This window comes from Vulcanibacillus modesticaldus, from assembly GCF_001730235.1.
GTDB lineage: Bacteria > Bacillota > Bacilli > Tepidibacillales > Tepidibacillaceae > Vulcanibacillus > Vulcanibacillus modesticaldus.
Map to the genome: position 1 here is coordinate 89,636 of NZ_MIJF01000024.1, position 23,821 is coordinate 113,456.

General features: G+C 34.5%; 23 protein-coding genes, 1 pseudogene, 1 riboswitch and 1 other annotated feature. Of the genes and pseudogenes, 5 read left to right on the forward strand and 19 right to left on the reverse strand.

Going from position 1 to position 23,821, the window contains the following annotated elements; genetic code table 11:
- Positions 1–106: 106 nt before the first annotated feature.
- On the forward strand, positions 107–1,102 hold the full coding sequence (locus BHF71_RS06090) for a M23 family metallopeptidase (protein WP_141705339.1): 996 nt from the start codon (positions 107–109) through the stop codon (positions 1,100–1,102).
- A gap of 46 nt (positions 1,103–1,148) precedes the next feature.
- Here BHF71_RS06090 and BHF71_RS11835 read toward each other — a convergent pair whose 3' ends face one another.
- The 10 genes and pseudogenes from BHF71_RS11835 to yunB form a co-directional block, all read right to left on the reverse strand.
- Entirely contained in the window at positions 1,149–1,277 is a 129-nt protein-coding gene (locus tag BHF71_RS11835; protein ID WP_141705340.1) for a MetS family NSS transporter small subunit, read from the reverse strand.
- A pseudogene (locus BHF71_RS06095) lies at positions 1,274–2,781 on the reverse strand (sodium-dependent transporter). The gene BHF71_RS11835 and the pseudogene BHF71_RS06095 overlap by 4 nt, the downstream one beginning before the upstream one ends.
- Positions 2,782–2,959: 178 nt before the next feature.
- Positions 2,960–4,648, reverse strand: a complete 1,689-nt coding sequence (argS, locus tag BHF71_RS06100) for an arginine--tRNA ligase (RefSeq protein ID WP_069656776.1) — start codon at positions 4,646–4,648, stop codon at positions 2,960–2,962.
- 44 nt (positions 4,649–4,692) lie between these two features.
- Positions 4,693–4,970, reverse strand: a binding site (T-box leader).
- A 1-nt stretch (position 4,971) separates the two neighbouring features.
- The gene (locus tag BHF71_RS06105) at positions 4,972–6,537 is read right to left on the reverse strand and encodes a Na+/H+ antiporter NhaC family protein (RefSeq protein ID WP_069656777.1); all 1,566 of its coding nucleotides are present in this window, start codon (positions 6,535–6,537) and stop codon (positions 4,972–4,974) included.
- Positions 6,538–6,667: 130 nt separating this feature from the next.
- Positions 6,668–6,853, reverse strand: a riboswitch (Lysine riboswitch).
- Positions 6,854–6,936: 83 nt separating this feature from the next.
- Positions 6,937–7,836: an ABC transporter permease gene (locus BHF71_RS06110; RefSeq protein ID WP_069656778.1), complete on the reverse strand. Its 900-nt coding sequence runs from the start codon at positions 7,834–7,836 to the stop codon at positions 6,937–6,939.
- A gap of 12 nt (positions 7,837–7,848) precedes the next feature.
- Positions 7,849–8,853, reverse strand: coding sequence for an ABC transporter permease (locus BHF71_RS06115; RefSeq protein ID WP_069656779.1), 1,005 nt, complete (start codon positions 8,851–8,853; stop codon positions 7,849–7,851).
- A gap of 87 nt (positions 8,854–8,940) precedes the next feature.
- Positions 8,941–10,545: an ABC transporter substrate-binding protein gene (locus BHF71_RS06120; RefSeq protein ID WP_069656780.1), complete on the reverse strand. Its 1,605-nt coding sequence runs from the start codon at positions 10,543–10,545 to the stop codon at positions 8,941–8,943.
- An 80-nt stretch (positions 10,546–10,625) separates the two neighbouring features.
- Positions 10,626–11,594, reverse strand: a complete 969-nt coding sequence (locus tag BHF71_RS06125; RefSeq protein ID WP_069656781.1) for an ABC transporter ATP-binding protein — start codon at positions 11,592–11,594, stop codon at positions 10,626–10,628.
- Entirely contained in the window at positions 11,591–12,619 is a 1,029-nt protein-coding gene (locus BHF71_RS06130) for an ABC transporter ATP-binding protein (RefSeq protein WP_069656782.1), read from the reverse strand. Before BHF71_RS06130 ends, BHF71_RS06125 begins: the two co-directional genes overlap by 4 nt.
- A 165-nt stretch (positions 12,620–12,784) precedes the next feature.
- On the reverse strand, positions 12,785–13,618 hold the full coding sequence (yunB, locus tag BHF71_RS06135; RefSeq protein ID WP_069656783.1) for a sporulation protein YunB: 834 nt from the start codon (positions 13,616–13,618) through the stop codon (positions 12,785–12,787).
- Positions 13,619–13,747: 129 nt separating this feature from the next.
- On the opposite strand from yunB, the gene thyX reads away from it, so the two are divergent.
- Positions 13,748–14,539, forward strand: a complete 792-nt coding sequence (gene thyX, locus BHF71_RS06140) for an FAD-dependent thymidylate synthase (protein ID WP_069656784.1) — start codon at positions 13,748–13,750, stop codon at positions 14,537–14,539.
- Positions 14,540–14,594: 55 nt separating this feature from the next.
- Here the strand turns inward: thyX and BHF71_RS06145 are convergent, their stop codons facing one another.
- Positions 14,595–15,680, reverse strand: coding sequence for an HD-GYP domain-containing protein (locus tag BHF71_RS06145; protein WP_069656785.1), 1,086 nt, complete (start codon positions 15,678–15,680; stop codon positions 14,595–14,597).
- A 90-nt stretch (positions 15,681–15,770) separates the two neighbouring features.
- A complete protein-coding gene (locus BHF71_RS06150; protein ID WP_069656786.1) occupies positions 15,771–16,031 on the reverse strand; it encodes a DUF6154 family protein in 261 nt (86 codons plus the stop codon).
- A gap of 155 nt (positions 16,032–16,186) precedes the next feature.
- Here BHF71_RS06150 and BHF71_RS06155 point away from each other — a divergent pair, with 155 nt between their 5' ends.
- Both BHF71_RS06155 and BHF71_RS06160 read left to right on the forward strand, forming a co-directional pair.
- On the forward strand, positions 16,187–16,408 hold the full coding sequence (locus BHF71_RS06155; protein WP_069656787.1) for a hypothetical protein: 222 nt from the start codon (positions 16,187–16,189) through the stop codon (positions 16,406–16,408).
- 27 nt (positions 16,409–16,435) lie between these two features.
- Positions 16,436–16,918, forward strand: a complete 483-nt coding sequence (locus BHF71_RS06160) for a QueT transporter family protein (protein ID WP_245683832.1) — start codon at positions 16,436–16,438, stop codon at positions 16,916–16,918.
- 28 nt (positions 16,919–16,946) lie between these two features.
- Here the strand turns inward: BHF71_RS06160 and BHF71_RS06165 are convergent, their stop codons facing one another.
- Together BHF71_RS06165 and BHF71_RS06170 are read right to left on the reverse strand one after the other, a co-directional pair.
- Positions 16,947–18,413: a bifunctional metallophosphatase/5'-nucleotidase gene (locus BHF71_RS06165; RefSeq protein WP_176717319.1), complete on the reverse strand. Its 1,467-nt coding sequence runs from the start codon at positions 18,411–18,413 to the stop codon at positions 16,947–16,949.
- Positions 18,414–18,457: 44 nt separating this feature from the next.
- On the reverse strand, positions 18,458–19,264 hold the full coding sequence (locus BHF71_RS06170; protein WP_245683834.1) for a sulfite exporter TauE/SafE family protein: 807 nt from the start codon (positions 19,262–19,264) through the stop codon (positions 18,458–18,460).
- Positions 19,265–19,405: 141 nt separating this feature from the next.
- Between BHF71_RS06170 and BHF71_RS06175 the strand changes: the two genes are divergently transcribed.
- Entirely contained in the window at positions 19,406–19,801 is a 396-nt protein-coding gene (locus BHF71_RS06175) for a M67 family metallopeptidase (protein WP_069656790.1), read from the forward strand.
- On the opposite strand, the gene BHF71_RS06180 is transcribed toward BHF71_RS06175, so the two are convergent.
- From BHF71_RS06180 to sufB, 5 genes are all read right to left on the reverse strand, one after another.
- Positions 19,794–21,053 carry an MFS transporter gene (locus tag BHF71_RS06180; protein WP_069656791.1) on the reverse strand — a complete coding sequence of 420 codons (1,260 nt, stop codon included), beginning with the start codon at positions 21,051–21,053 and terminating at the stop codon, positions 19,794–19,796. The genes BHF71_RS06175 and BHF71_RS06180 overlap by 8 nt on opposite strands.
- Positions 21,054–21,338: 285 nt before the next feature.
- Positions 21,339–21,593: a DUF2283 domain-containing protein gene (locus tag BHF71_RS06185; protein WP_069656792.1), complete on the reverse strand. Its 255-nt coding sequence runs from the start codon at positions 21,591–21,593 to the stop codon at positions 21,339–21,341.
- Positions 21,565–21,963 carry a hypothetical protein gene (locus tag BHF71_RS06190; protein ID WP_069656793.1) on the reverse strand — a complete coding sequence of 133 codons (399 nt, stop codon included), beginning with the start codon at positions 21,961–21,963 and terminating at the stop codon, positions 21,565–21,567. Before BHF71_RS06190 ends, BHF71_RS06185 begins: the two co-directional genes overlap by 29 nt.
- A gap of 20 nt (positions 21,964–21,983) precedes the next feature.
- On the reverse strand, positions 21,984–22,280 hold the full coding sequence (locus BHF71_RS06195; protein ID WP_084024316.1) for a DUF3467 domain-containing protein: 297 nt from the start codon (positions 22,278–22,280) through the stop codon (positions 21,984–21,986).
- 113 nt (positions 22,281–22,393) lie between these two features.
- On the reverse strand, positions 22,394–23,794 hold the full coding sequence (gene sufB, locus BHF71_RS06200; RefSeq protein WP_069656794.1) for a Fe-S cluster assembly protein SufB: 1,401 nt from the start codon (positions 23,792–23,794) through the stop codon (positions 22,394–22,396).
- Positions 23,795–23,821: the final 27 nt, after the last annotated feature.

Below are 23,821 nucleotides of genomic sequence, written 5' to 3' on the forward strand. Positions count from 1 at the left end.
TATGATTATAATTTTTATCGGTCAATATTACCAATGGACTAAATACATAATAAAGGTTCAATTTTCTTAGAATATTAACAAAATCAACTGTTTGGAGTTTGATAAAATGAGACAAATCAAAAATTTTTTTACTATCTTGTTAATATTAACAATTATCATTTCTTTCCCACTGCTAAACGTCAATGCGAGAGAAGGAGAACAACAAAATATTTATAGAATCAGAATGGGATTATTTAAGAATATTGAGACCATTTATCAAATTCCTTGGTATTATCTTGCAGCTATCGACCAATTTGAACGAAGTATTCAACCAGTTAGAAAAGACATACCCGAAAAAAAAGGTTTGATCGCCATCTATTTTACAAAGGAAAAATGGGCTGGTTTGCTACATCCTGACCCAGATGACCAGAATCCAGGTCGTATTCAATTTTTTAATGGATTTGGTGTCGATGGAAATGGAGATGGTAAAGCAAATCGTGACGATGACTTAGATGTACTCGTTGCTTTTTCAAACTTTCTCTTACGTTACGGTACTACAGAACAGGCAATTATTAATGGCCTAAAGGAGTATTATAATGAGCAGTCAGCTAAGATTATCCTAGAAATGGCAGCAATTTATAAAAATTATAACAGATTAGATCTGACCGGTCGTGTTTTTCCGATTCCAAGATGGTTTAATTATTCTTACCAAAGCACCTGGGGAGATACTAGGGGATGGGGCGGAATTAGAATACATGAAGGAACAGATATTTTCTCATCCTATGGCACTCCTGTTAGAAGTGTATCTCATGGTTATGTAGAAGTTCTCGGATGGAACAAGTATGGTGGCTGGAGAGTAGGTATAAGAGGATTAAATAACATTTACTATTATTACGCCCACTTGTCTAGTTTTAAAAAAGGGCTAAAGGTAGGAGATATCGTCAAACCTGGGGATATTATCGGTTATGTAGGAAGTTCTGGCTATGGTCCTCCAGGCACTCAAGGAAAATTTCCTCCACATTTACATTTCGGAATGTATAAATATAATGGTCGTTATGAGTGGTCGTTTGATCCTACACCTTATCTAAGGTTATGGGAGAAAAACCAATATAGTAAAAGATGAGGGCTAAATTGCCCTCATCTTTTATAAACATATGCTTTTACACTATCTACGCCTCTAAACTACTACTCGAAGAGCTTCCCTTACCTCTCTTTTGAGCAATGCTCACACAAACAGCGAATCCTCCCCAAAGCACACCCAAACCAAACAACATCATTACGATTGCGCTTCCATTCATGCTGCTTCGTCCTCCTTTTCTAACTTATAAAACTCAGCATTTTCGCTTTTAACACTTTGGAGATAGAATCCTATTACTAACGCTAAAATAGCAACTGCCCATCCTATTGCTATCAAACCATCGGAGTATCCACCATAGTTTTCAGATACTTCTGTAGAAATCTGCTTTATCGCCATATATCCTAAAACGGATGGTGTGATAACGATCAGGAAGAAATTCCACCAAGTACCAATTCGGAAATCTGATAGTTTATTATTATATTCTCTTAACTTGCTAGTATTATTTAATACCCAACCGATGATTACTGCCTCTAGTAAGCCGACTAAGGCAATACCGAAATTATTAATAAAATGGTCAACAACATCTAATAGATATAGACCTGAACCTGTAGCAAATAATAGACTAAGAACAGCCGCTACTCCTACAGACCAATTAACAGCTTTCTTACGTTCAAGATTAAATTTATCAGCTGTAGCAGCGATAAATGTTTCCACGATAGAAATCAATGAAGATAAACCAGCGAATACAAGTGATAAGAAGAAAAGAACACCTATAACATTACCTAATGGCATTTCGTTTAAGATTTGAGGAAAGACAGCAAACGCAAGTCCTACTCCACCAGCAGCAACCTCATCAACTGATACGCCTTGTTGTGCTGCCATAAATCCTAAAGCACTAAATACTGCAATTCCTGCTAACATACTAAAACCACTATTAGCAAAGGCTGTTATGAAAGCATTATTATTGATATCTGATTTTTCAGGAAGATAACTTGAATAAGTAATCATGATTGCAAAAGCTACACTTAAACTAAAGAAAATCTGCCCATATGCAGCTAACCATGTACTTGCATTTGCAATGCCACTCCAATCAGGAGTAAATAATGCATTCAATCCATCAACAGCTCCATCTAGTGTTATTCCACGAATTGCCATAACGATAATTAAAATGAATAAAGCAGGCATAAATATTTTATTAGCCTTCTCAATTCCTTCTTTAACTCCTCTAACTAATACAGCATAAACTATCGCCCATACGATCAACAATGGAAGTACTACTTTCCATTGTAAGCCTCCTAACCAAGATGCATTCCAAGTATCGGATAGCCCTAAATACTTATTAAATAAAAAGTCTCCTGTATCAGTACCCCAACTTTGAGGAATCGCAAAATAAGTATAAGCTAAAGACCAACCGATAATCACTGAGTAATAAGTCGTTATCACGAAAGAAATCGCAACCTGCCACCAACCAAACCATTCGTACTTCCCTAACTTACTAAAAGTTAATGGAGCCGAACCTTTTAACTTATGTCCTAACGAAAACTCCAGAATTAAGATCGGAATACCAGCTGTAAATAATGCAAAGAAATAAGGAATTAAAAATGCGCCACCACCATTTCAAATGCAACATAGGGAAATCTCCAAATATTTCCCAATCCAATGGCAGAACCTACTGCTGCAAGAATAAATCCTGCCCTTGATTGCCACTGATCCTTCTTCTCCATCCGAGTACCTCCTCGTTTTATATTTTAAATTTACTTTATATTAATAATATTAACTTATCTTATGGACAAATAAAAGATTAAAAATAAAAAAAATTCTTACAATTTTCACCAAAAATATAAGGAGCAACCGCTCCTTAATCACAAAGTCAATCAAATATAAATCGATTCAATAAAAAATTTAGATAGCCTCAGGTGCATTAATCCCTAATATACCTAAACCATGTTGTAATACATAAGATGTTGCTAATGAGAGAGCTAACTTGGCCTTTTGCTCATCGATATTTTCAGTAATGATTCTTTCTTGATGATAGAAGCGGTTAAACTGGGCACTAATATCAAGTAGGTATCTAGCTACAACTGATGGCTCTGCACGGTCAGCCGCTTTTAAAAGTACATCTGGATACTGTCCTAACATATGGATGAGCTCCCATGCAGTATCTCCGGCTATGAATTGCCCATCAAATTCTGTTAATTTTTCTGTTGTTAAAGTTGATTTCCTTATTAAACTCTGTGTTCTAGCGTTGGTATATTGAACATAAGGTCCTGTTTCACCTTCAAAGTTTAATGCTTCTTCCCAAGAAAAGTTTACTTCATGCATTCTATGATTCTTTAAGTCATTAAAAATAACCGCTCCCACACCAATGGCTTCGGCAACTTCTTTTCTATTTTCTAAATTAGGATTTTTTTCCTCGATTATTCTGTCCGCCATTTCGATACTTTTTTGTAAAACTTCTTCTAATAATACTATCGTTCCTTTTCTAGTGGACATTTTTTTATTCTCAAATAACATTAGGCCAAAAGGCACATGGACCATTTGTTCAGCCCAATCATAGTCCATCTTCTTAAGGACAGCAAAGACTTGTTCAAAGTGTAATTTTTGTTCATTTCCTACAACATAGAACATCTTTTCAAAATCGAACCTGTCTTTACGATACAATGCCGCTGCCAAATCACGGGTTGCATAGATTGATGACCCATCTTTCTTTTTAATAATTGCTGGTGGCATATCAAGATCAGATAGATCAACTACCAACGCTCCTTCACTTTCTTTAAGTAATCCTTTCTCGGTTAACTCTTTGACCACCCGTTCCATTTTGTCATTATAAAAACTTTCACCCATATAATGATCAAATTTAACTCCCAGAAGTTGATAAATTTTTTCAAATTCTTTTATACTTTCATCAACAAACCATTTCCATAAACGAACAGCTTCTTCATCGCCATCTTCGAGTTTTTTAAACCAAACCCTAGCCTCATCTTCTAATTCTGGATGTTTTTCTGCTTCTTCATGAAATTTAACGTAGATTCTAACTAATTCTTTAATAGGATTCTTCTTTATCTCTTCATCATTTCCCCACTTCTTATAAGCCACTATTTCTTTACCAAATTGAGTACCCCAATCACCAAGATGATTAATGCCTACAACATCGTATCCTAAAGCCTTATGTAGATTAACAATTGCATTTCCAATCATCGTAGAACGTAAATGGGGTAAACTAAATGGCTTAGCGATATTAGGGGAGGAAAAATCAACGACTATTGTTTTATTGTTTCCTAAATCATTTTCTCCATATTTTCCAGCCTTCTCTAATATCTTCTTAACTAAGTTAGCCGCATATCTATCCCTTCGAAAATAGAAATTTAAGTATGGGCCAATGGCTTTTGCCTCAACCAATTCATCATTTACACTTTCTGCAAGTTCATTTGCAATCAAGTTAGGAGCCTTTTTATAAGTTTTAGCTAACGTAAAACAAGGAAAAGCTACATCGCCCATGCTTCGATTTGGCGGAGTTTCTAATAAAGACAATATCTCCTCTTCTGACATTTCTAAATAACGCATTAAAACATTAGCAACATACTTCTTCATTTTGACTACAATCACCCCTAATCAAAAGTTAAAACCTCCCATCTCAAAGAGACGAGAGGTTACTATCTCGCGGTACCACCCTTTTTGATTCATCTAACTGCAAAGCATATCCAAGGAATCATAACACAACACCTAACATTGGATTGCTAACACAGCCAATGAATCCACTTTTAGTGATAACGGATCTCATCCGATTTAGCCTACTACTAGTTCAGCTAAACGTTTCAAAGGTGCGCTTCATTAAAGTTCCAAGTATCGGCTCCCACCATCCCGACTCGCTATTACTTTTCCCTTTAATTACTCTCCTTATCATCAACATTACATCATATTGATTTGGGATTATTATACACAACTTTTTCAGTTGAAATCAAGGACTCTTTATTAGATTTTCTCTGTCTTATATAAATCAAAATTGCAATTAAAAGAATTAAGGATAATCCTAAAGAAAGTAATACTTGTCCTGTAAATCCTAATAGTAAATATCCAAACAATGATACTATTGCAACAGTTGTAGCATAAGGCAATTGGGTATTTACGTGATCTATATGATTCGCACCAGCGCCTGCTGATGAAAGAATAGTTGTATCAGAGATTGGCGAAGCATGGTCACCAAATACAGATCCAGCAAGTACAGCTGCCATAGCAGGAAGTATCATCTCAGGATTTAATTCAAACATAATCTCTGCCCCTAAAGGTAGCATAATGCCAAAAGTTCCCCACGAAGTGCCTGTGGAAAATGCCATTAATCCAGAAATCACAAATAGTACCGCTGGAATAGTCCAAGTTGGAAAATTAATTCCCATAAGACTTGCCAAATATTCACCTGTTCCCAATTCAGAAATAATTCCACCAATTCCCCAAGCTAAAGCCAAAATTAAAATTGCTGTAAACATTGACTTCATACCATTAATCGTTACTGGAATGAATTTATTTAGAGGAACAATTTTTCTCGGCAAATACAGTAGAGCCGTAAAGATTAAAGTTATCATTCCTCCGTATACCAATGAGTTAGCTACGTCAGTATTTAGGAAGGCTGTCATTAAAGTAGAGCCATCTGTAAAATACCCTCCCGTATATAACATCGTAAAAACAGTTGATACGATCAAAGTAACAATTGGTAGTAATAAGTCGTAAACCTTCCCATTTCCTAAAACTTCAATTTCTTCTTCTACTTTTCCATTTCCAGCACTTACATTTCCTGTGTTAATTGCTAGTTGTTCTAAGTCGTCCATAGGACCAAAATCCAATTTTAAGATGATTAATGTAGCAACCATGAACAAAGATAAAATAGCATAAAAATTCATAGGAATCATTTGAACATATGCTGATAACGGTTCAATTGTAACTCCGTTTTTTGATAAATTATCACCTATTAATGAAACGATATAAGCTCCCCAACTAGATAAAGGTGCTAAGATTACCACAGGAGCAGCAGTGGTATCTAAAATATAAGCAAGTTTTGCCCGGGAAATGTTTTTTCTATCTGTGATTGGACGACTAACATTTCCAACAGTCAAAGTATTAAAGTAATCATCGATAAAAATAATAAGTCCTGCGATAAAGGTTAACCATTGAGCTCCTTGTCTAGTTTTCACTCTACTTGTTGCCCAGTTACCAAAGGCACGACTTCCGCCAGAAGCAGCCATCAAAGAAGTTAATCCACCTAAGATAAGTAGGAAAGCCAATATCGGAATATTCCAGGTTGAATCACCAACATTTTCAAATAAGGTGGTAAAGGTCTTTTCAAATGCTGTAAACAAATTATAATCACTTAAAATTAAAGCACCAGTAAAGATACCGACTCCTAATGAAAAAAACACTTCCTTTGTAACAATTGCCAACACAATAGTCAATAATGGTGGAATAATTGATATCCATCCGTAATCCATAATCTTCTCCTCCTCAATATTTTTCTAAATCTACCCCAGAGAAGAAGGCTTGTTATTAAAAAACGCAATAAAAAAACAACAATAGGAAGCATCCCATTGTTGTCGTAATAACAACAATACCCTCTCTTCCCTATGAGATAGTGCTCCACTAGAAAATGGGAAATTTTCTAGTGACAGTCTTACACCTATTCGATGCAAGCCCAGCCCTTAATAGTGGTTGTATTAAGGACTTCGGCGAGATTCCCTTTCCATTCTCTTCATCAAGTACCCTCTCTCGGAAAATGTACTCTTGAATGCTCGCGCCTCTACCTCATCCAGTTAGAGATGAGGTTAATTATTCAGTTACAGGCATAATTATACCAACGTGATCTTGATAATGCAACACTTTTTTATTGGAATTTATTGTTTCATTTTGGGATCAAGGACGTCTCTAAGTCCATCTCCAAATAGATTAAATCCAAGTACAACAAGCATTATTGATATACCTGGAAGAACAACGGTCCATGGAGCCAATTGGATATAATCCTTAGAATCCGCTAACATAGTCCCCCACTCTGGGGTAGGTGGTTGAGCTCCTAATCCCAAAAAACCTAGTGCTGCAGTTTCAATTATTGCCGTAGCAATTCCTAATGTCCCTTGCACAATAACTGGAGTCAAGCTATTTGGTAATAAATGATGAAGGATAATCCGTCTATTTTTCATACCTAACGCTTTAGCAGCCATAACAAATTCTTCTTCTTTCAAACTTAAAACCTTTGATCTAACCAACCTTCCATAAGTTGGTATGTTGACAATCGCTATTGCTAGCAAAGCATTCGTCAGTGAACGTCCTAAAATAGTGACTATAGCAATTGCTAATAGAATACTTGGAAAAGCTAGCATAATATCAAAGATTCTCGATATTAACATATCTATCCATTTTCCATAATAACCAGCTAACAAACCAAGGATGGTACCTATAATAACCGACCCTACTACTGCTAAAAAACCAACCCTTAAAGAAATCTGTGCTCCGTATACAATTCTCGAAAATAAATCTCGACCTAAATCATCAGTACCAAAAATATGCCCCTCCGAAAGTGGTGGTAAAAAACGATCTTCAAGTACTGCTCCATCATATGGATAGGATGTAAGAAGTGGAGCAAATAGTGCTATTATAATGAAGGATATGATAATAGCCCCACCAAGCATGGCCAATTTATGTTTTTTTAATCTACGCCAAACTTCCAATAAAGGCGAGGGATCATTTGGTGTATTTACATATACTTGATTATCATTACTAATTTCTAACTGACTCATCCTTTTCTACCCCTAACGATATCTTATTCTTGGATCAATTGCAGAATATAGTAAATCAACAATTAAATTTATGATTACAAACATAGTAGCTATTACTAAAATTCCCGATTGAATAACTGGATAATCCCGCATTGATATTGCATCATAAAGGTATTTACCAATCCCCGGCCAAGCAAAAATAGTTTCTGTTAATACCGCTCCACCTAATAACATTCCAATTTGTAAGCCAACTACTGTCAATACAGGTATTAAAGCATTCTTAAGAGCATGCTTATATATTAAGAAAAATTCTTTAACTCCCTTTGCTTTAGCTGTACGAACATAATCAGATTTCATAACTTCTAACATACTTGAACGGGTCATCCGAGCAATAATAGCCATTGGGATTGTTCCCAATGCAATACTAGGTAAAATGAGATGTTTTATAACTTCTTTTAACCCTGTGAAATTACCAGCTAAAATTGAATCTATTATATAAAAATTAGTTATCGGCTTAATAGGATTTAGAATATTTGCCCGTCCAATCGAAGGTAACCAGTTTAACTTTTGAGCAAAAATCCATTGTTCCATCAAACCTAACCAGAAGACCGGCATTGAAACTCCAATCAATGCTACTAACATTGCAATATAATCGAACCAAGAATTATGTTTCCATGCCGCGATAATCCCCGCATTAACACCAATAATAATTGCAAAAACCATTGCAAAAAATGTTAGTTCAATAGTTGCAGCTAAATAAGGTTTTATTTCTTGTGAAATTGGAGCCTTAGTTTTAATTGATCTACCCAAATCACCAGTCAATAAACCTACCATGTAATTTTTGTACTGGACTATCAAAGGATCATTTAATCCCAATTCTTCTCTCATATTATCTAACACTTCTGGAGGAGCCTTCTCCCCTAAAATCGTTTTTGCAGGATCACCCGGAATCAGATGAACGATAGAAAAAACCAATAATGACATTCCGATTAATACTGGTATTAACATTAATAAACGTCTAATCGTATAAGCTAGCATATTTTCAACTCCAATTATTTGTATAACATTATGATTGAAGAAGAAGGGTAGTTAGATAAACACTACCCTTCACATTTAGGCTAATACCTACTTCCCAAATTCAACTTTAACAAACTTGTCACTTCCTGTTGGATGAGGTACAAAACCGACAATGTTCTTTTTGCCGATAAGTGGTGGTGTTGAATGTACTAATGGAATCCATGGAGCATCTTCATGAATGATTTCTTGGGCTTTTCTATATAACTTAGTTCTCTCTTTTATATCACCAGATTGTTGGGCTTTGATTAAAATATCATGTAGTTCATCATTTTTATAGAAAGCAATATTCCCTGCATCAGGAGCAACTGCATTATCCTTATCTAATAACACGTATAAGAAGTTATCAGGGTCACCATTATCCCCGGTCCACCCTAAGAAAGCCATTGAATGCTCACCATTACCTGTTTTTTCTAGATATGTAGCCCATTCTTCGGTAACTAAGTTTGTTTTTACACCGATTTTCTCAAAATCAGCTTGCATTGCTTCTGCAATCTTTTTACCTTGAGGGATGTATGGTCTTGGAACAGGCATATACCAGAAATCTGTTGTGAAACCATTTGGATAACCTGCTTCAGCCAATAACTCTCTAGCTTTATCCAAATTATACTCATAATCCTGAATATCATCATTATAACTCCAGATTGATGGAGGAATTGGGTTTTTTGCTGGCTCTGCTAAACCATTGTAAAAGGCATCAATAATTGCTTGTTTATTAACTGCCATACTTAATGCTTGACGAACTTTAACATTATCAAACGGTGGTTTTTCAGTATTAAACGCTAAATAACCTACATTCATACTTGGACGTAGCCATACCTTCAATGCTGGATTTTTTTCTGCTAAAGTTACATCATCGGGATTTACACCGTCAATTAAATCTACGTCACCACTTTGAAGTGCCATAAATCTCGCAGAATTGTCAGGTATAGATTTAAAAATTAACTTATCTAATTTCGGATATCCTTCTAACCAGTAGTTTTCATTCTTCTTTAAAACTATCTTGTCATTGCGTACCCATTCCTCAAATACGAATGGACCAGTTCCTACAGGATGCTCACCAATCTTTTCTCCATATTCTTTAATAGCCTTAGGAGAAACGATCGCAAATGGTGCCATTGCAATATTACTTAAGAAAGGTCCTTGTGGAAAGTTAAGGCGAATTTCAACTGTATAATCATCTTTGGCAACAACTTCCTTAATTACGTGACCTTCATCACCTTTATATCCACCAAACATGTAGCCGTAATAAGGAAAATTACCTTGATGATAAGGATTATCCTTATCCATCCAACGATTGAAGTTAAATACTACAGCATCAGCATTAAAATCTGTGCCATCATGGAACTTTACTCCCTTTCGTAGATAAAAAGTCCAAACTAAGCCATCATCAGAAGACTCCCAACTTTCTGCTAAGGCTGGTACAACTTCAGTACTGCCCTCAGCATAATCTAATAGAGTATCAAAAATGTTCTTAGTAACCTTAATCGATTCACCATCAGTTACATTAGCTGGATCCAAAGAAACAGAATCAGAACCACGCCCGAATACCAACACGGAGTCATCTGCACCATCCGAAGTTTCTTGGCTTACTCCACAACCTGTAAGTGCTGCTACCAGCACTACAACAAAGATAAGTGGTAAATACTTCTTCATATTATTTTTGCCCCCTTTATTTTAATAAAATTAGTACGAAGAATCTGATTATGACCGTACCCCTCCTCTCTAAAACATAATTAACGATGTAAGTGACATGCTATATAATGTCCATTACCAACATCCACTAGATCAGGTACCTCCTTAGTACAAACATCCATTTTATATCTACATCTAGTGTGAAACTTGCATCCAGCTGGTGGGTTGGATGGACTAGGTACGTCGCCAGAAAGAATTATTCGTTCCCTTTTAAAATCAGGATCAGGGACTGGCACAGCAGACAATAATGCTTGAGTATAAGGATGTAATGGCTGATCGTATAACTCCGTTTTATCAGCTAATTCTACTAAACTTCCTAAATACATAACTCCTACTCGACTCGCAATATGTCTTACAACACTTAAATCATGAGAGATAAAAATATATGTAAGTCCAAATTTTTCTTGTAAATCCTCCATAAGATTGAGGACTTGAGATTGAATAGAGACATCTAATGCCGATACAGGTTCATCCGCCACTATCAGCTTCGGATTAACAGATAACGCCCTAGCTATACCAATCCTTTGTCTTTGACCTCCACTAAATTGATGAGGATAACGCTTTATTTGTTCCTTGTTAAGCCCCACCGTTTCTAGTAGTTCAACAACTTTTCTTTTTCTCTCATTTTTATCTCCAATACCATGAACGATAAGAGGTTCTTCCAAAATCCTTTGTACTGTATGCCTAGGATTTAGTGAAGCAAAGGGGTCTTGGAAAATAATTTGTAAGTCTCTTCTTCTCTTTCTCATCTGCTCATCATTTAAGGATACTAAATCCTCGCCCTCAAAAATAATTCTCCCTTCAGTCGGCTCAATCAAACGTAAAATTGATCTTCCAGTAGTTGATTTTCCACAACCACTTTCACCTACTAAAGCTAACGTTTCACCCTGATTGACTTCAAAGCTAACACCATCAACTGCCTTGACATATCCAATAGTTTTATGTAAAACACCACCATAGATTGGATAATATTTTTTAAGTTTTTCTACTTTTAATATAGCTTCTGTCATGATGCATCCTCCTCGATGGATGGAGCTTGCTCTATATTTAACCAACAACTCGATTTATGGTCTTCTCCAACATAAACTAATTCAGGTTCATTCTTATAACAAATATCTTTAGCATATTCGCAACGAGGTACAAACTTACAACCTTTTGGCATTTCTTTAAAACTAGGTACATTTCCCGGAATTGAATATAACCTTTGTTTCTCACTTGTTAGTCTAGGTGTTGATTTAATCAACCCCTTTGTATATGGATGATTAGGATTTTTAAAAAGTGTTCTGACATCACTTTCTTCAACAATCTTACCTGCATACATAACGATTACCCGATCACACATTTCAGCAACAACACCTAGGTCATGAGTAATTAATAGGATTGAAGTATTAAAATCTTTCTTCAAATTTCTCATTAAATCTAGTATCTGAGCTTGGATAGTTACATCAAGGGCAGTTGTTGGTTCATCAGCAATCAAAATCGATGGATTACATGACATCGCCATTGCTATCATTACTCTTTGCCTCATACCACCCGATAATTGATGGGGATATTCTTTCATAATTTCCTCAGCTCTAGGTATCCCAACCTGCCTAAGCATTTCAATTGCCCTTTGTTCCGCTTCCTTCTTGCTTAATTCCATGTGAAGCAGGACTGCTTCCACCATCTGATTTCCAATCGTAAATACCGGGTTTAGGGATGTCATTGGTTCTTGAAAGATCATCGATATTTCATTACCCCTGATCTCTCGCATCTCTCCCTCAGAAAGATTAATTATCTCTTTACCCTTATAACGAATCGAGCCAGATAAACGTCCTTGTGGTTTGGGAATCAACCCCATTATCGAAAGGGAAGTAACACTCTTACCACTACCTGATTCTCCAACAATCCCAAGGGTTTCACCTGCTTTTAAAGAAAAGGAAACCCCACTAACTGCAGGAATATCTCCGTCTTCTGTTCTAAAAATAGTCTTTAACTGATCAACTTCTAAAACATAATCTTCTTCCACGTTCTCACCCGCTTTATCAAGATCCATAACAAAGATCCTCTATTTCAGACTCCTTAATCTTTCTAAAAATATTGAATTTTTAGATTACGTTTATTGGGTTAAAGGGTTAATATATGAATACTATGGTAAATGAAAATCTTACAATCCGTCAAGAACTTTTTGAAAATTTTATCAATATATTATTTTGGGAATTTACCGCAGATTGTTGTTTATATATCCATCCATAAATATTTCAATACCTGGAAAAATAGGTTCAATATAGTCATATGTTGAAGGAATTGAATCTTGAGTAGGATTTATCTGTCCATCGTTTGGTACTACAGGGGTGCCTGGAATAATTTGAATCGGTGGTGCAGTTTGTAATTCTGGAGTTTGATTGTAATAATTCCCTCCATAGTAGAATTGTGGTACGTCTCCGAAAATTTGTGTTTGCGCTATTGGAATAGCTGAAGTTATTACTGATGGTTCTGTAACAAATGGAATTACGACTTGAACTTCTGCACGTATTTCCATCAATACTGTCATAACCACAACATTGATTCCAGCGTTATGATAAATGGTTTTAGGATTAACTTGAACTGAACCAATTGGGATAATCGTAATCGGAAGTTCTGGACCAAAGTCTGCCAACAATTCGCTGTTAAATACAGCTCCCAATTTTATTGGCTCTACCATCTTCTCCAATTCATTTAATGTGTTTTCTACTTTTGCAGTTGCTTCTCCAACTATCCTTGCAAATTCACTATAATTGAAGATTGCTGCCCTAATTTTGCCGTTATTATCCATCTCGAATTGAATTAGGTCTTTAAAATTGGTATTTTGGGCAATTTTTTTGGTAATTGCATCATTTACTGCATTTGTAGCAATCTGTTTCACCCTAGCTTGAGCTATACTCATAAGAATCGGTTCTAGCTGTTTTTCGATATATAAAAATGATTGAAAGATAATTAACATCAAGAGTAATAAGCTCATAATAACTAGTCTTTTTTTTTGGAATCTCACTGTTCTTCTTCCCCAGCGAGGCATGCTTATCCCTCCTCTCAATAATATGTATTCGTAATTTTAAATCAATTGAACCTAATTAAAAAAGTTTTATTTATCTCTTACAAAAAGAATAAATTCTGTTAAAATAATAGAAATGGAGGGAAAAAAAGAATGGCTATCGATTTTTCATATAAAGGGAAGGAATATCCAACATTAGTGGATTTAGCTAAAGCATTACCCATAAACTCAGCAAAGCTAGTCCAATGGACTGAAGACGCTGATAAATTTTCCGCAGAGGCTGGTTCTCTTTGTTATGAAAGCTATCCCCATCTAGGTATAGTTAACCATTGCCGTGATAGCGGACATAATACTGTTCTTGAACATAATCTTTTTACTTTTGTGAAAAAAGTACCTATTTTTGTCGCCAGACAGGATATGCGTGCTCGGCATGCTACTTTTGATGAGAGAAGTTTACGTTATGTGCGGCTAAAAGATGGTGGATTTGAATATTATATTCCGCCTGAATTAAAAAAAACTGGAAGAGAACACGAATTAGATCAATGGATATACCACCACGAAAAAGCATTTGAATTATACGGTCACTACACAGATGAAGAGATTATGGAGAATGAGAGAGCTAGAGCACTATTACCTTTAGGTATTGCCACAATGTACACCGACTCTAGGAATGCTGTAGGTTGGAGACATCACGCAATAAAAAGGTTATGCTTGAGAGCTCAACAAGAAATTAGATTATTGTATCGTTCTATTACAAAACAACTTATTTCCAAGGCACCACGTTTATTCGGCGACTTAAATATGCCATGTTATATGAAACAAGGATGTGGTGAATCTAAACCTTGTGGTTTAATCGAACTCGATCTTAAAACGAATCGTGCCCTTAGTTATGAAAAAAAATTAAGTCGTCAATCGGACTCAAAAAAAGTTTATCTAACGAAATAATAGCTAATAAAAGCCGATAACATTATTTATGTTATCGGCTTTATAAGTCTTTATACTAACAAGTACATGATATTATTACTTTTGACAGCTCTTTAGATAGATCTACCTCATACGGTTCATCAAGCGAACCTTTTTCATTATTCTCCAATATTCTGACAATCGGTCTTGCTGGAAACTTTGTATTTATATCAACCACAATTCCCGTTTCTCCACTACTTAGCTTCACACTACTCCCAACTGGATAAATGGCAATAGTCCTTTTAAAAATATCCACCCATTCACGTTCAAAATCTTGATCAACTCCAATATACAAAAGCTCTAATGCCTCATGGGGTAATTTTGGTTCTTTATATACTCTTCTACTAACTACAGCATCATAAACATCACTTATCGCCACAATTTTGGCATATGTATGTATATCTTTATTAGCAACCCCTCTTGGATATCCAGAACCATCGATCCTCTCATGATGCTGATATGCACAGTGAGCAGATAATAACGGAATTCCGTCCTCTTTGCGTAATATTTGAAAACCATATTCTGGATGTTTTTTAATCAATTGAAATTCTTCTTCAGTTAAAGGTCCCCGTTTTTCTAGAATGGAGAGAGGAATTTTAGTTTTTCCAATATCATGTAACAATGCCCCTAGACCTAATTCAAATAGTTGCTGTTTATTAAAACCTTTTGCTATCCCCATTGTTACTGAATAAAGGGTGACATTTAAAGAATGGGTGTATAAGTACAAATCCCTAACATAAATATTAGATAACATGAGCATTGCGTTACGATTTTGTTTAAGTTCATCAATAATATTTTCCATTACAGGTTTGAAAATATCGGCTAGTTGCCCTTTTACAAATGGTCGATTGATAATTCTCTCATGATATATTTCTTGAAACGTATGTTTAATAGTCTTTAATGCTTGCTCCCTTGTCTTATCCGATAAAACATCTTCTATTATTATATCATCGGTCCTAGAATCATGAATAAAAACCGAATCAATTCCTAAATGTAGCAATCTCGTGATCATCGTATGAGTTAATTCAACGTCTTTTCCTATCAATATCCTACCTATGTCGTTATATATGGGCTTAGCTAAAACCATACCCGGACGGCAATTTTTTACTGAGATTTTTCTCATGATGTTTCCCCTTCTTCCAATTTTCTAACTAATTATAAATATCTTTATTAGATGGGAACAAGGGCAAAAATTACTAATTTAAAAGGTTATTTAATGATATTTAGGATTTAATGTTCGTGAATCGACCTCTGAAGATCGCATCTCTTCCTCAGCCATTCTTACTTTTAATGCTTCAATTAAATACATTGCGAACATTTGAAATACTTCGTAATCTTCCATTTCCTTGATTTTCTCCAAAATATCACTCTTATGATGATCATGTAGCAAATTTAGAACTAAAGCTACCACATCCTCTTCATTTCCTTTTAAATGATGACGGTACATTGCATAAATTTCCTCTACGAAACTCATTGTTGTAACTCCTTTCAGCAATCTGTCAATCTAATCTACAAAAATTTAATTTTAACTTATTTTGTCTAAAAATAATTAATTTATTTGCATACAACTTTTCCCATTTGCAAAAAATAAGCTATAATCAAAAAAGTAAACGGGGTGAAAGATTTTAAATGATACAAATACATCTTCACAAAGAATATATTAATAGTTTATTTTTTGACAGTCTATATGCAGGAAAAGAACAATTTTTTTTACGCGGAAATCAATATACTGCGAGTTTATCAGAAGAAGAGTATAATAATTTTATAAAGGATAACAATTTAATTCCATATAAAAATCTATTAAAGCAATACGAAAATGGAGAAATTATTGGATCGTTTGAACTTGATTAGATCACTTATTTTGAGGGGGAATTCATTTTGAAAATTAAAGCAAAAAACTTAACATTCGTAGCTTCCATTGCTTCAATCTATGTCGTGCTTACAGTGTTATTCGCACCAATTTCCTATGGTTGGATCCAATTTCGGGTTTCAGAGGCTCTTACGATACTTCCATTTTTCACACCTTTAGCAATACCAGGACTAACTATCGGAGTACTGATTGCCAATATCTTTAGTCAAGCAGGTATTCCGGATATGATTTTTGGTCCATTGGCCACATTAATTGCAGCTATTATGACTTCTAAAATTAAAAATAAATGGTTAGTCCCAATACCACCTATTTTAGTTAACGCAATAATAATAGGTATTATGCTCGGAGTTTTATTCAGTAGTGAAATTTCGATTCCACTAGCAATATTATGGGTAGGAGTAGGGGAATTTGGTGTTCTATACCTACTTGGTATGCCATTACTTTTAGCTCTTGAAAAAAGGAAAGATATTTTTGAAAAATATAATGATTAGACTTTGATGATAAAACAGGGTTATCCAATCATTCACTAACCCTGTTTTTTTCTTTTATTTTTATCCAACGATCTTTTAAGCTTATTTTAAGTGATTGTTCATCCATTAGCTGTACAGCTAAAATATCTCTAAGAAATTCAGGCAAAAAATATTGAACATCTTTTCCTTTCTTGATCAAATAATAACCCCCACCGAAAGTAAACATATCCAGTGTTCCAACAATATATTCTCTCTTATCATCTAAAATAGCCCCATTACTGGTATAAATTTTACTAATTTTTTTATAAGGGGGGCTGGTTATATCGTACTCTACAATTATTCCTGAAATAGATAATGTTCCCAGTTCCTTACCGCGAAACCCATATCCCTTCATCGGGTAATGTTTAAATTCATCTAATAACGATTGCTCTAATGTTAATCTGATTTGTTCTCCAGTCAATCTTATCCTACAAGCATTAATAGGTGAAGGACAAATTTGGTGAATCCTTTCTTTTGTAACTATTCCCTCATCTAAATCATCCAGTATTTGTCCAGTATTAACTAAACCGATTTCCGCGTCAACCCAACGTCGTACACCATCAGCTAATAAATTGGATAGTGGTGATTCTGTTTCTAAAGAGTTAATCAATGGTTCTTTTAAAACGGTTATGCACTTCCCCAGTTCTTTTTTTGCTAAATCTCGATTTTTTTCAATAATTCTTAACGTATTCATATCACTTGCTATATCCCCAATAAAAACTGTTTTTTCTTCTACTCCGATCAAATGTCTATTTTCAATATCATAATCAATTACTAGATGACCAACATAGTCTCCAAAAATACCTGCTTGACAAACAAGCGGTTGGTTTTCCTTTTTTATACCCTTTTCCAATAAAAAATGTGTGTGCCCACCCAAAATAACATCAACATCTTTTAGTTGTTCAGCCAAACGCTCATCTGCTCTTAATCCTAAATGGGACAAAATTATAATAAGATCAACTTCCAACCTGATCTGTTGAATTATCCTTTGAAGATTAGAAAATGGATCTTCAATTGCCCAACCTTGTAATTTATAAAAAGTTTTATATGGAGCTGTGGCTCCCACCCAACCAATTCTTATTTTACCTAAATCTTGAATCCAATATTCTTCCAACCAATCTGGTAATCGTTTTGATTCTAAATCTTTAAGATTACATGCGACAATTCTAAATTTCTTATCTAGGTACGCCTCAGCTAACAACTCTTTAGTAAAAGTTAATCCCTCGTTGTTCCCTATTGTTATTACATCGGTATTAAGATAATTTAATATTTCAACATTTACCTTGCCGCCAGTCCCTTCCGTTTCTAATTGCATTCGATCCATATGGTCTCCTAAATCTACAACAATTACTTTTTCTTCTTTTGACGTCACTTCTGCTCTCAGTTTCTTGATATAGGAAGAAATTTTAGCCATATTATTAAAGTGACTATGCAAATCATTAGTATGTATTATATGGATCCGCTGGTGCTTGATCAAAATTAACACCACCTTACTTATCTTGAACATTAAATTATCTTTTACTAACTAAGTCCCGTGTAGATCATTTGAGTTGCTACAAAAATAATGACTAACTGCAAGACAAAGACTAGGGCTTTACCACTCACCTTAGAAGCAATGTAAGAGCCTAATTTCCCACCACTATATGCCCCAATACCAATTATTAATACATATTTAAAGATGATATGTCCTAATACTATATGTGAAATGCTACCACTTAATGTTGATAATAGGATAATGAACATCGATGTAGCTGTAGCCACTTGAATTGGAAAGTTAAATAATAGTACCATCATCGGTACTAAAATAGTTCCACCACCAATTCCAAACAAACCAGCTAATAACCCTGCAAATCCAGTAACTACAAAACCAACTACCCTATTGTATCCATATTCCTGACGATTACCGTAATTATCAACATGAACCTTAGTTACATCCCACTTTATCTTTCGTGGTTTCAACTTTTTTTGTTTTGATAATAAATAAGTTATAAAAAGCATCAATAAGCCAAATAAGATATAAAAATACTTAATGTAAATATGTTGGCTAAGCAAAGACCCAATAATTGCGGTAGGTCCACAAGCTATGAAAAAAAATAAACCACTATTAATATCTACCTTTTTTTGTTTATAATAGTATATCGTTGACGATAACGAAACAAAAATAATCACAAATAGAGATATCCCCACGACATTTTGGAGCTTTAAGTTGATACTCAAAAGCCCTAATGAATTAACAAATAGTAACGATGGGACGATAATAATCCCACCACCTAAACCAACTATACTTCCTAATGTTCCAGCTAAAAGTCCTATTATGACAAGAATCATCCATTCCAACTTTATCTCTCCAATTGTCTATATTAAGTTATAATGAATAATAAAAATATCCATATGAATTTATTTTACCACATCTAACTCTTCTAATCTTATTATTCACCAAGTTTAAAAATAGATAAGGGAGCAATAGAAATGTTGTACATAAAAAGAGAAGTGATACATCAATTTGATAAATATTCGAAGTCACTTATTCCCAACGAAGCCTGTGGGCTTTTAATATCATATAACCACTCGCAGATAATAGATACCTTTATATCTATACCTAATACTAGCACAACCCCATATCAATTTAACTTCGAACCAAAGATATTCATTAAAACATTACAACAAATTAAAAATAATAAAGGAACATGGCTCGGAGTAATCCATTCCCATCCGAGCACTACAGCATATCCTTCTAGCATAGATATTGCTAATTGGTATTATCCTAATTTAAGCTATTGGATCTATTCTTTAAAAGATGAAGAGTTAAAAGCTTATTTGATTAAGGAAAAAAATGTAATATCGAAAAATTATTTTATCAAGTGACTACTAACCCCGGCTTATCCTCTTTTTTCCTACCAAACATTAAATAAAAATAAACCGAACTCAAAGTATACAGAATTGCTGTAATCATGAAGACAATCGCATATCCCCAATAACTTCCACCCTTGGCTACGATCGAAGTACTTATCGGTCCCATCACTGCCCAGCCTAAACTAAAAACCATCGCCGATAAACTATTGGCCAATCCCTTCTTATCATCATCAATTTTGTCCATCATCAAAGATTGAATTATTGGGTTACCTGCATTCATCAATGCTTGCCTAATCAAGAATCCTAGCGTAGCAACTAGATAGTATTTAGTAAACCCTGTTAATAGTAAAAAAGGAATGGAAGTTAGTTGAAGTATCAATACCGAACGTACTTCTCCCCAACGCTTAACCATCCATGGACCTATTATCATCGCTACCGCAGTAGCCAATTGACCCAGTGAAACTACGAATCCGATTGATGAATTACTTGCAGCAAAACGATCGCGAAAATATAAATTCAAATATGGGACCACCAACCCTGAACCAAATCCAATCAAAGTAGTAGCTAGGGTAAACTGAAAAATAATACGCCATTGTTCTTTATCTTTTTTAAAATTAATTTTAAAAGAAATCCTTTTGCTTACCTTTTGTTGCTTATCTTCAATATGGCTTATTGGAATCAAAGCTATTGTTTGAAATAGTACTCCAATAAGCAAAGTCATTTTAAAGGAGGTTACTTCTGTAAATGATAGCAATTGAAAAATGTCTGTAAACAATCCTCCGGCAATGTTTCCTAGCATGTTGGCTACCATCATCAAAGCAGAGTTAAAGGAAAATAAGACAACTCGCTGTTCCTTATTAGAATTCTCAGCTAAAAATGGTACCAAACTAACTTGAACAAAGGCATTAAAAATACCCGTCAAAAATGCTGTTATTAATAAGATATCTGAACTCTCAGAAATAGCACGGATAACGAGAATAATAACACCCAATCCTGCACCTATAAGCATCATTTTCTTTCTACCAACTCTATCACTAAAAAATCCTGCCGGAATTAAGATAATAGCTCCTGCCAATGCAGTCATCGAAATTATATTACCATTCATCTGTTCTGGATATCCTAATGCCCTAATATATAAGTTATACAGTACCATAAAAATACCAATTCCTATTTGAAAAAAGACATTGGCTAATAGGAAGAGACGAATATTTCTATTAAATTGAGAGAAACTCTTTAACCAGCCATTTATGCGAAAATTTTGCATACCTAAATAATCCTTTTCTCAAGATTATTACATATAAAAATAAACCTTAGTCTGATTATACTAGCTGACTAAGGTTGTTGTGCTTATATGAAGAGTCGATAGTTCGTAATTTAAACTATTTATATTAACTTAAATTGATTATAACGCTTTTTCAAAAATTGTCAAAACCAGCAGATTCATCTCATCGTTTAATAAATATTCAACTTCAGTAATAAAAACACCGCCCTTATGTTAAATAAGGACGGGACGGCTTCATTTATATTACTTCTATGACATTGATATTTTTTAATTAATATTTAGATTTATTTCATTAAAATTTATATTGACTGGAATTTTGATGTTAGTTCGGTTTTTCTTTTTATAATCAAGGATTATAACGCCTGTTATGGTTTCATCTGATTCAGCGATTCTAATAAAGACACCAGGTGCTGTTTCATCCTCATAAGAAATTTTTGGCTCACCAAAATAAACATAGAGGACGTCGTGTTCACTATCATAGTTAAATCTAAAATTATGATCTTGTTTTATTTGTGCGAACATATACAGCACCTCCTTTTATTGATTCTTGATTAAGTCTTGATTTTGCCATAATAGTTACAATGTCTCCATAATCATTTGTTCCATGATCTACTATTACCACCAAAACCTTTAATGTATTAAAGCTTCTTAAGTCTATCAAGTCAATATATCTTTCCCTTGTATTACTACTATCAAAAGGATCATCAGGTAATATATATTTAGGGTCTTCAATGACTTTTTTTATTGTTTCTTCTTCACCAATGAATTCAGTTCTTTCGTGATCTCCACCCGTAATGTGCTTGTAAAAAGTACTTGATTTTAATCTTATCTCCCTACCTATTGGATCTGTAGTTGTAAATATATATTCATTTTCTCCATATTTATTCTCCATTTTTCCTCTACAATCCTTTTTTATACTTCAACTTCATCCTTTTTATTCAATAAATCCAATTTTTCTTTGCTTACCGGAATTTCCCCAAACATCTCTTCATATTTTATTATATTATCTTGAAGGATTTTTGAAAACACTTTAGCATGTTCTGGGCTCATCTTCAATTGACCTAAAAATTTTTGGATTTTTGGAGAATTATCAAAAAACATAAAATTAATATCAAAGGGACTAAGAGCAATATCAATTCCATTAGAATATACATCAAACGAACTATTAGTTTTCATATTTTCCGTTTCACGCTTTTCTTCTTTAACCATAAATTTTCCTCCTTGTAATTTTTGGTATTTATAATATTCTTTATTATTAATTATAAATCCTCCTAAACACAAAAAATCCCCTAGCCAAAAGTAGGGGATTCTTAACGAAAGGGTTATCCAATACTACCTTCCATTTCAAACTTGATCAAACGATTCATTTCAACAGCATATTCCATTGGTAATTCCTTAGTAAATGGTTCGATAAAGCCCATGATAATCATTTGGATAGCATCCTGTTCTGAAATACCACGACTCATAAGATAGAATAATTGTTCTTCACTAACTTTACTTACCGTTGCCTCGTGTTCTAATGTAATATCATTATTTTGTACTTCATTATGTGGAATTGTATCAGAAGTAGAAATTTCATCAAGGATTAATGTGTCACATTTAATGTTTGATTTTGATCCTTGGGAGTTTCTACCGAATAATGCTAGACCACGATAGTTGGCTTTCCCACCATGCTTACTAATAGACTTAGAGATAATAGTTGATGTACAATCAGGCGCTAAATGGATAACCTTTGCTCCGGCATCTTGATGCTGTCCTTTACCAGCCATCGCGATTGAAAGAACATTAGCCTTTGCTCTAGGACCTTTCATAATTACTGCTGGATATTTCATCGTTAATTTACTTCCAATATTTCCATCAACCCATTCAACGGTTGCATCTTCCTCTGCTACAGCTCGTTTCGTTACCAAGTTATAGATATTTGGCGCCCAGTTTTGAATTGTAGTATAACGAATTGTCGCTCCCTTTTTAGCGATTATTTCCACAACAGCACTATGGAGTGAGTTCGTACTATAAATTGGCGCAGTACAGCCTTCGACATAATGAACCGAAGCACCTTCATCAACAATAATCAATGTCCGTTCAAACTGCCCCATATTTTCAGAATTGATTCGAAAATATGCTTGCAGTGGAATGTCAACCTTTACTCCCTTTGGAACATAGATAAAACTACCACCAGACCAAACAGCACTATTTAATGCTGCAAATTTGTTATCGGAAGGAGGTACCACAGTTCCAAAATGCTCTTTAAAAATTTCAGGGTATTCCTTAAGAGCGGAATCGGTGTCCATAAAGATAACGCCTAACTCTTCCAATTCTTTTTGCATATTGTGATAAACAACTTCTGATTCGTATTGGGCTGATACTCCTGCTAACCATTTTTGTTCAGCTTCAGGAATACCAAGTTTGTCAAAAGTATCTTTAATTTGGTCAGGTACTTCTTCCCAAGACTTCTCAGCTTTCTCAGATGGTTTAATGTAATATGTGATATCATCAAAGTTTAATTCACTTAAATCGCCGCCCCATTCCGGCATCGGGAATTGTTCAAAATTTTCAAGGGCTTTCAATCTAAATTCAAGCATCCATTCCGGCTCACCCTTCATCTTAGAAATCTCTTCAACTACTTCTCGGGTAAGCCCCTTCTCTGACCTAAATATAGAAACATCTTCATCTTTAAAACCATATTTATATTCATCCTGAATGTCAGGAGCTTTTTTAGTCACAGCGGACTCCTCCTTTTTCAATACTTA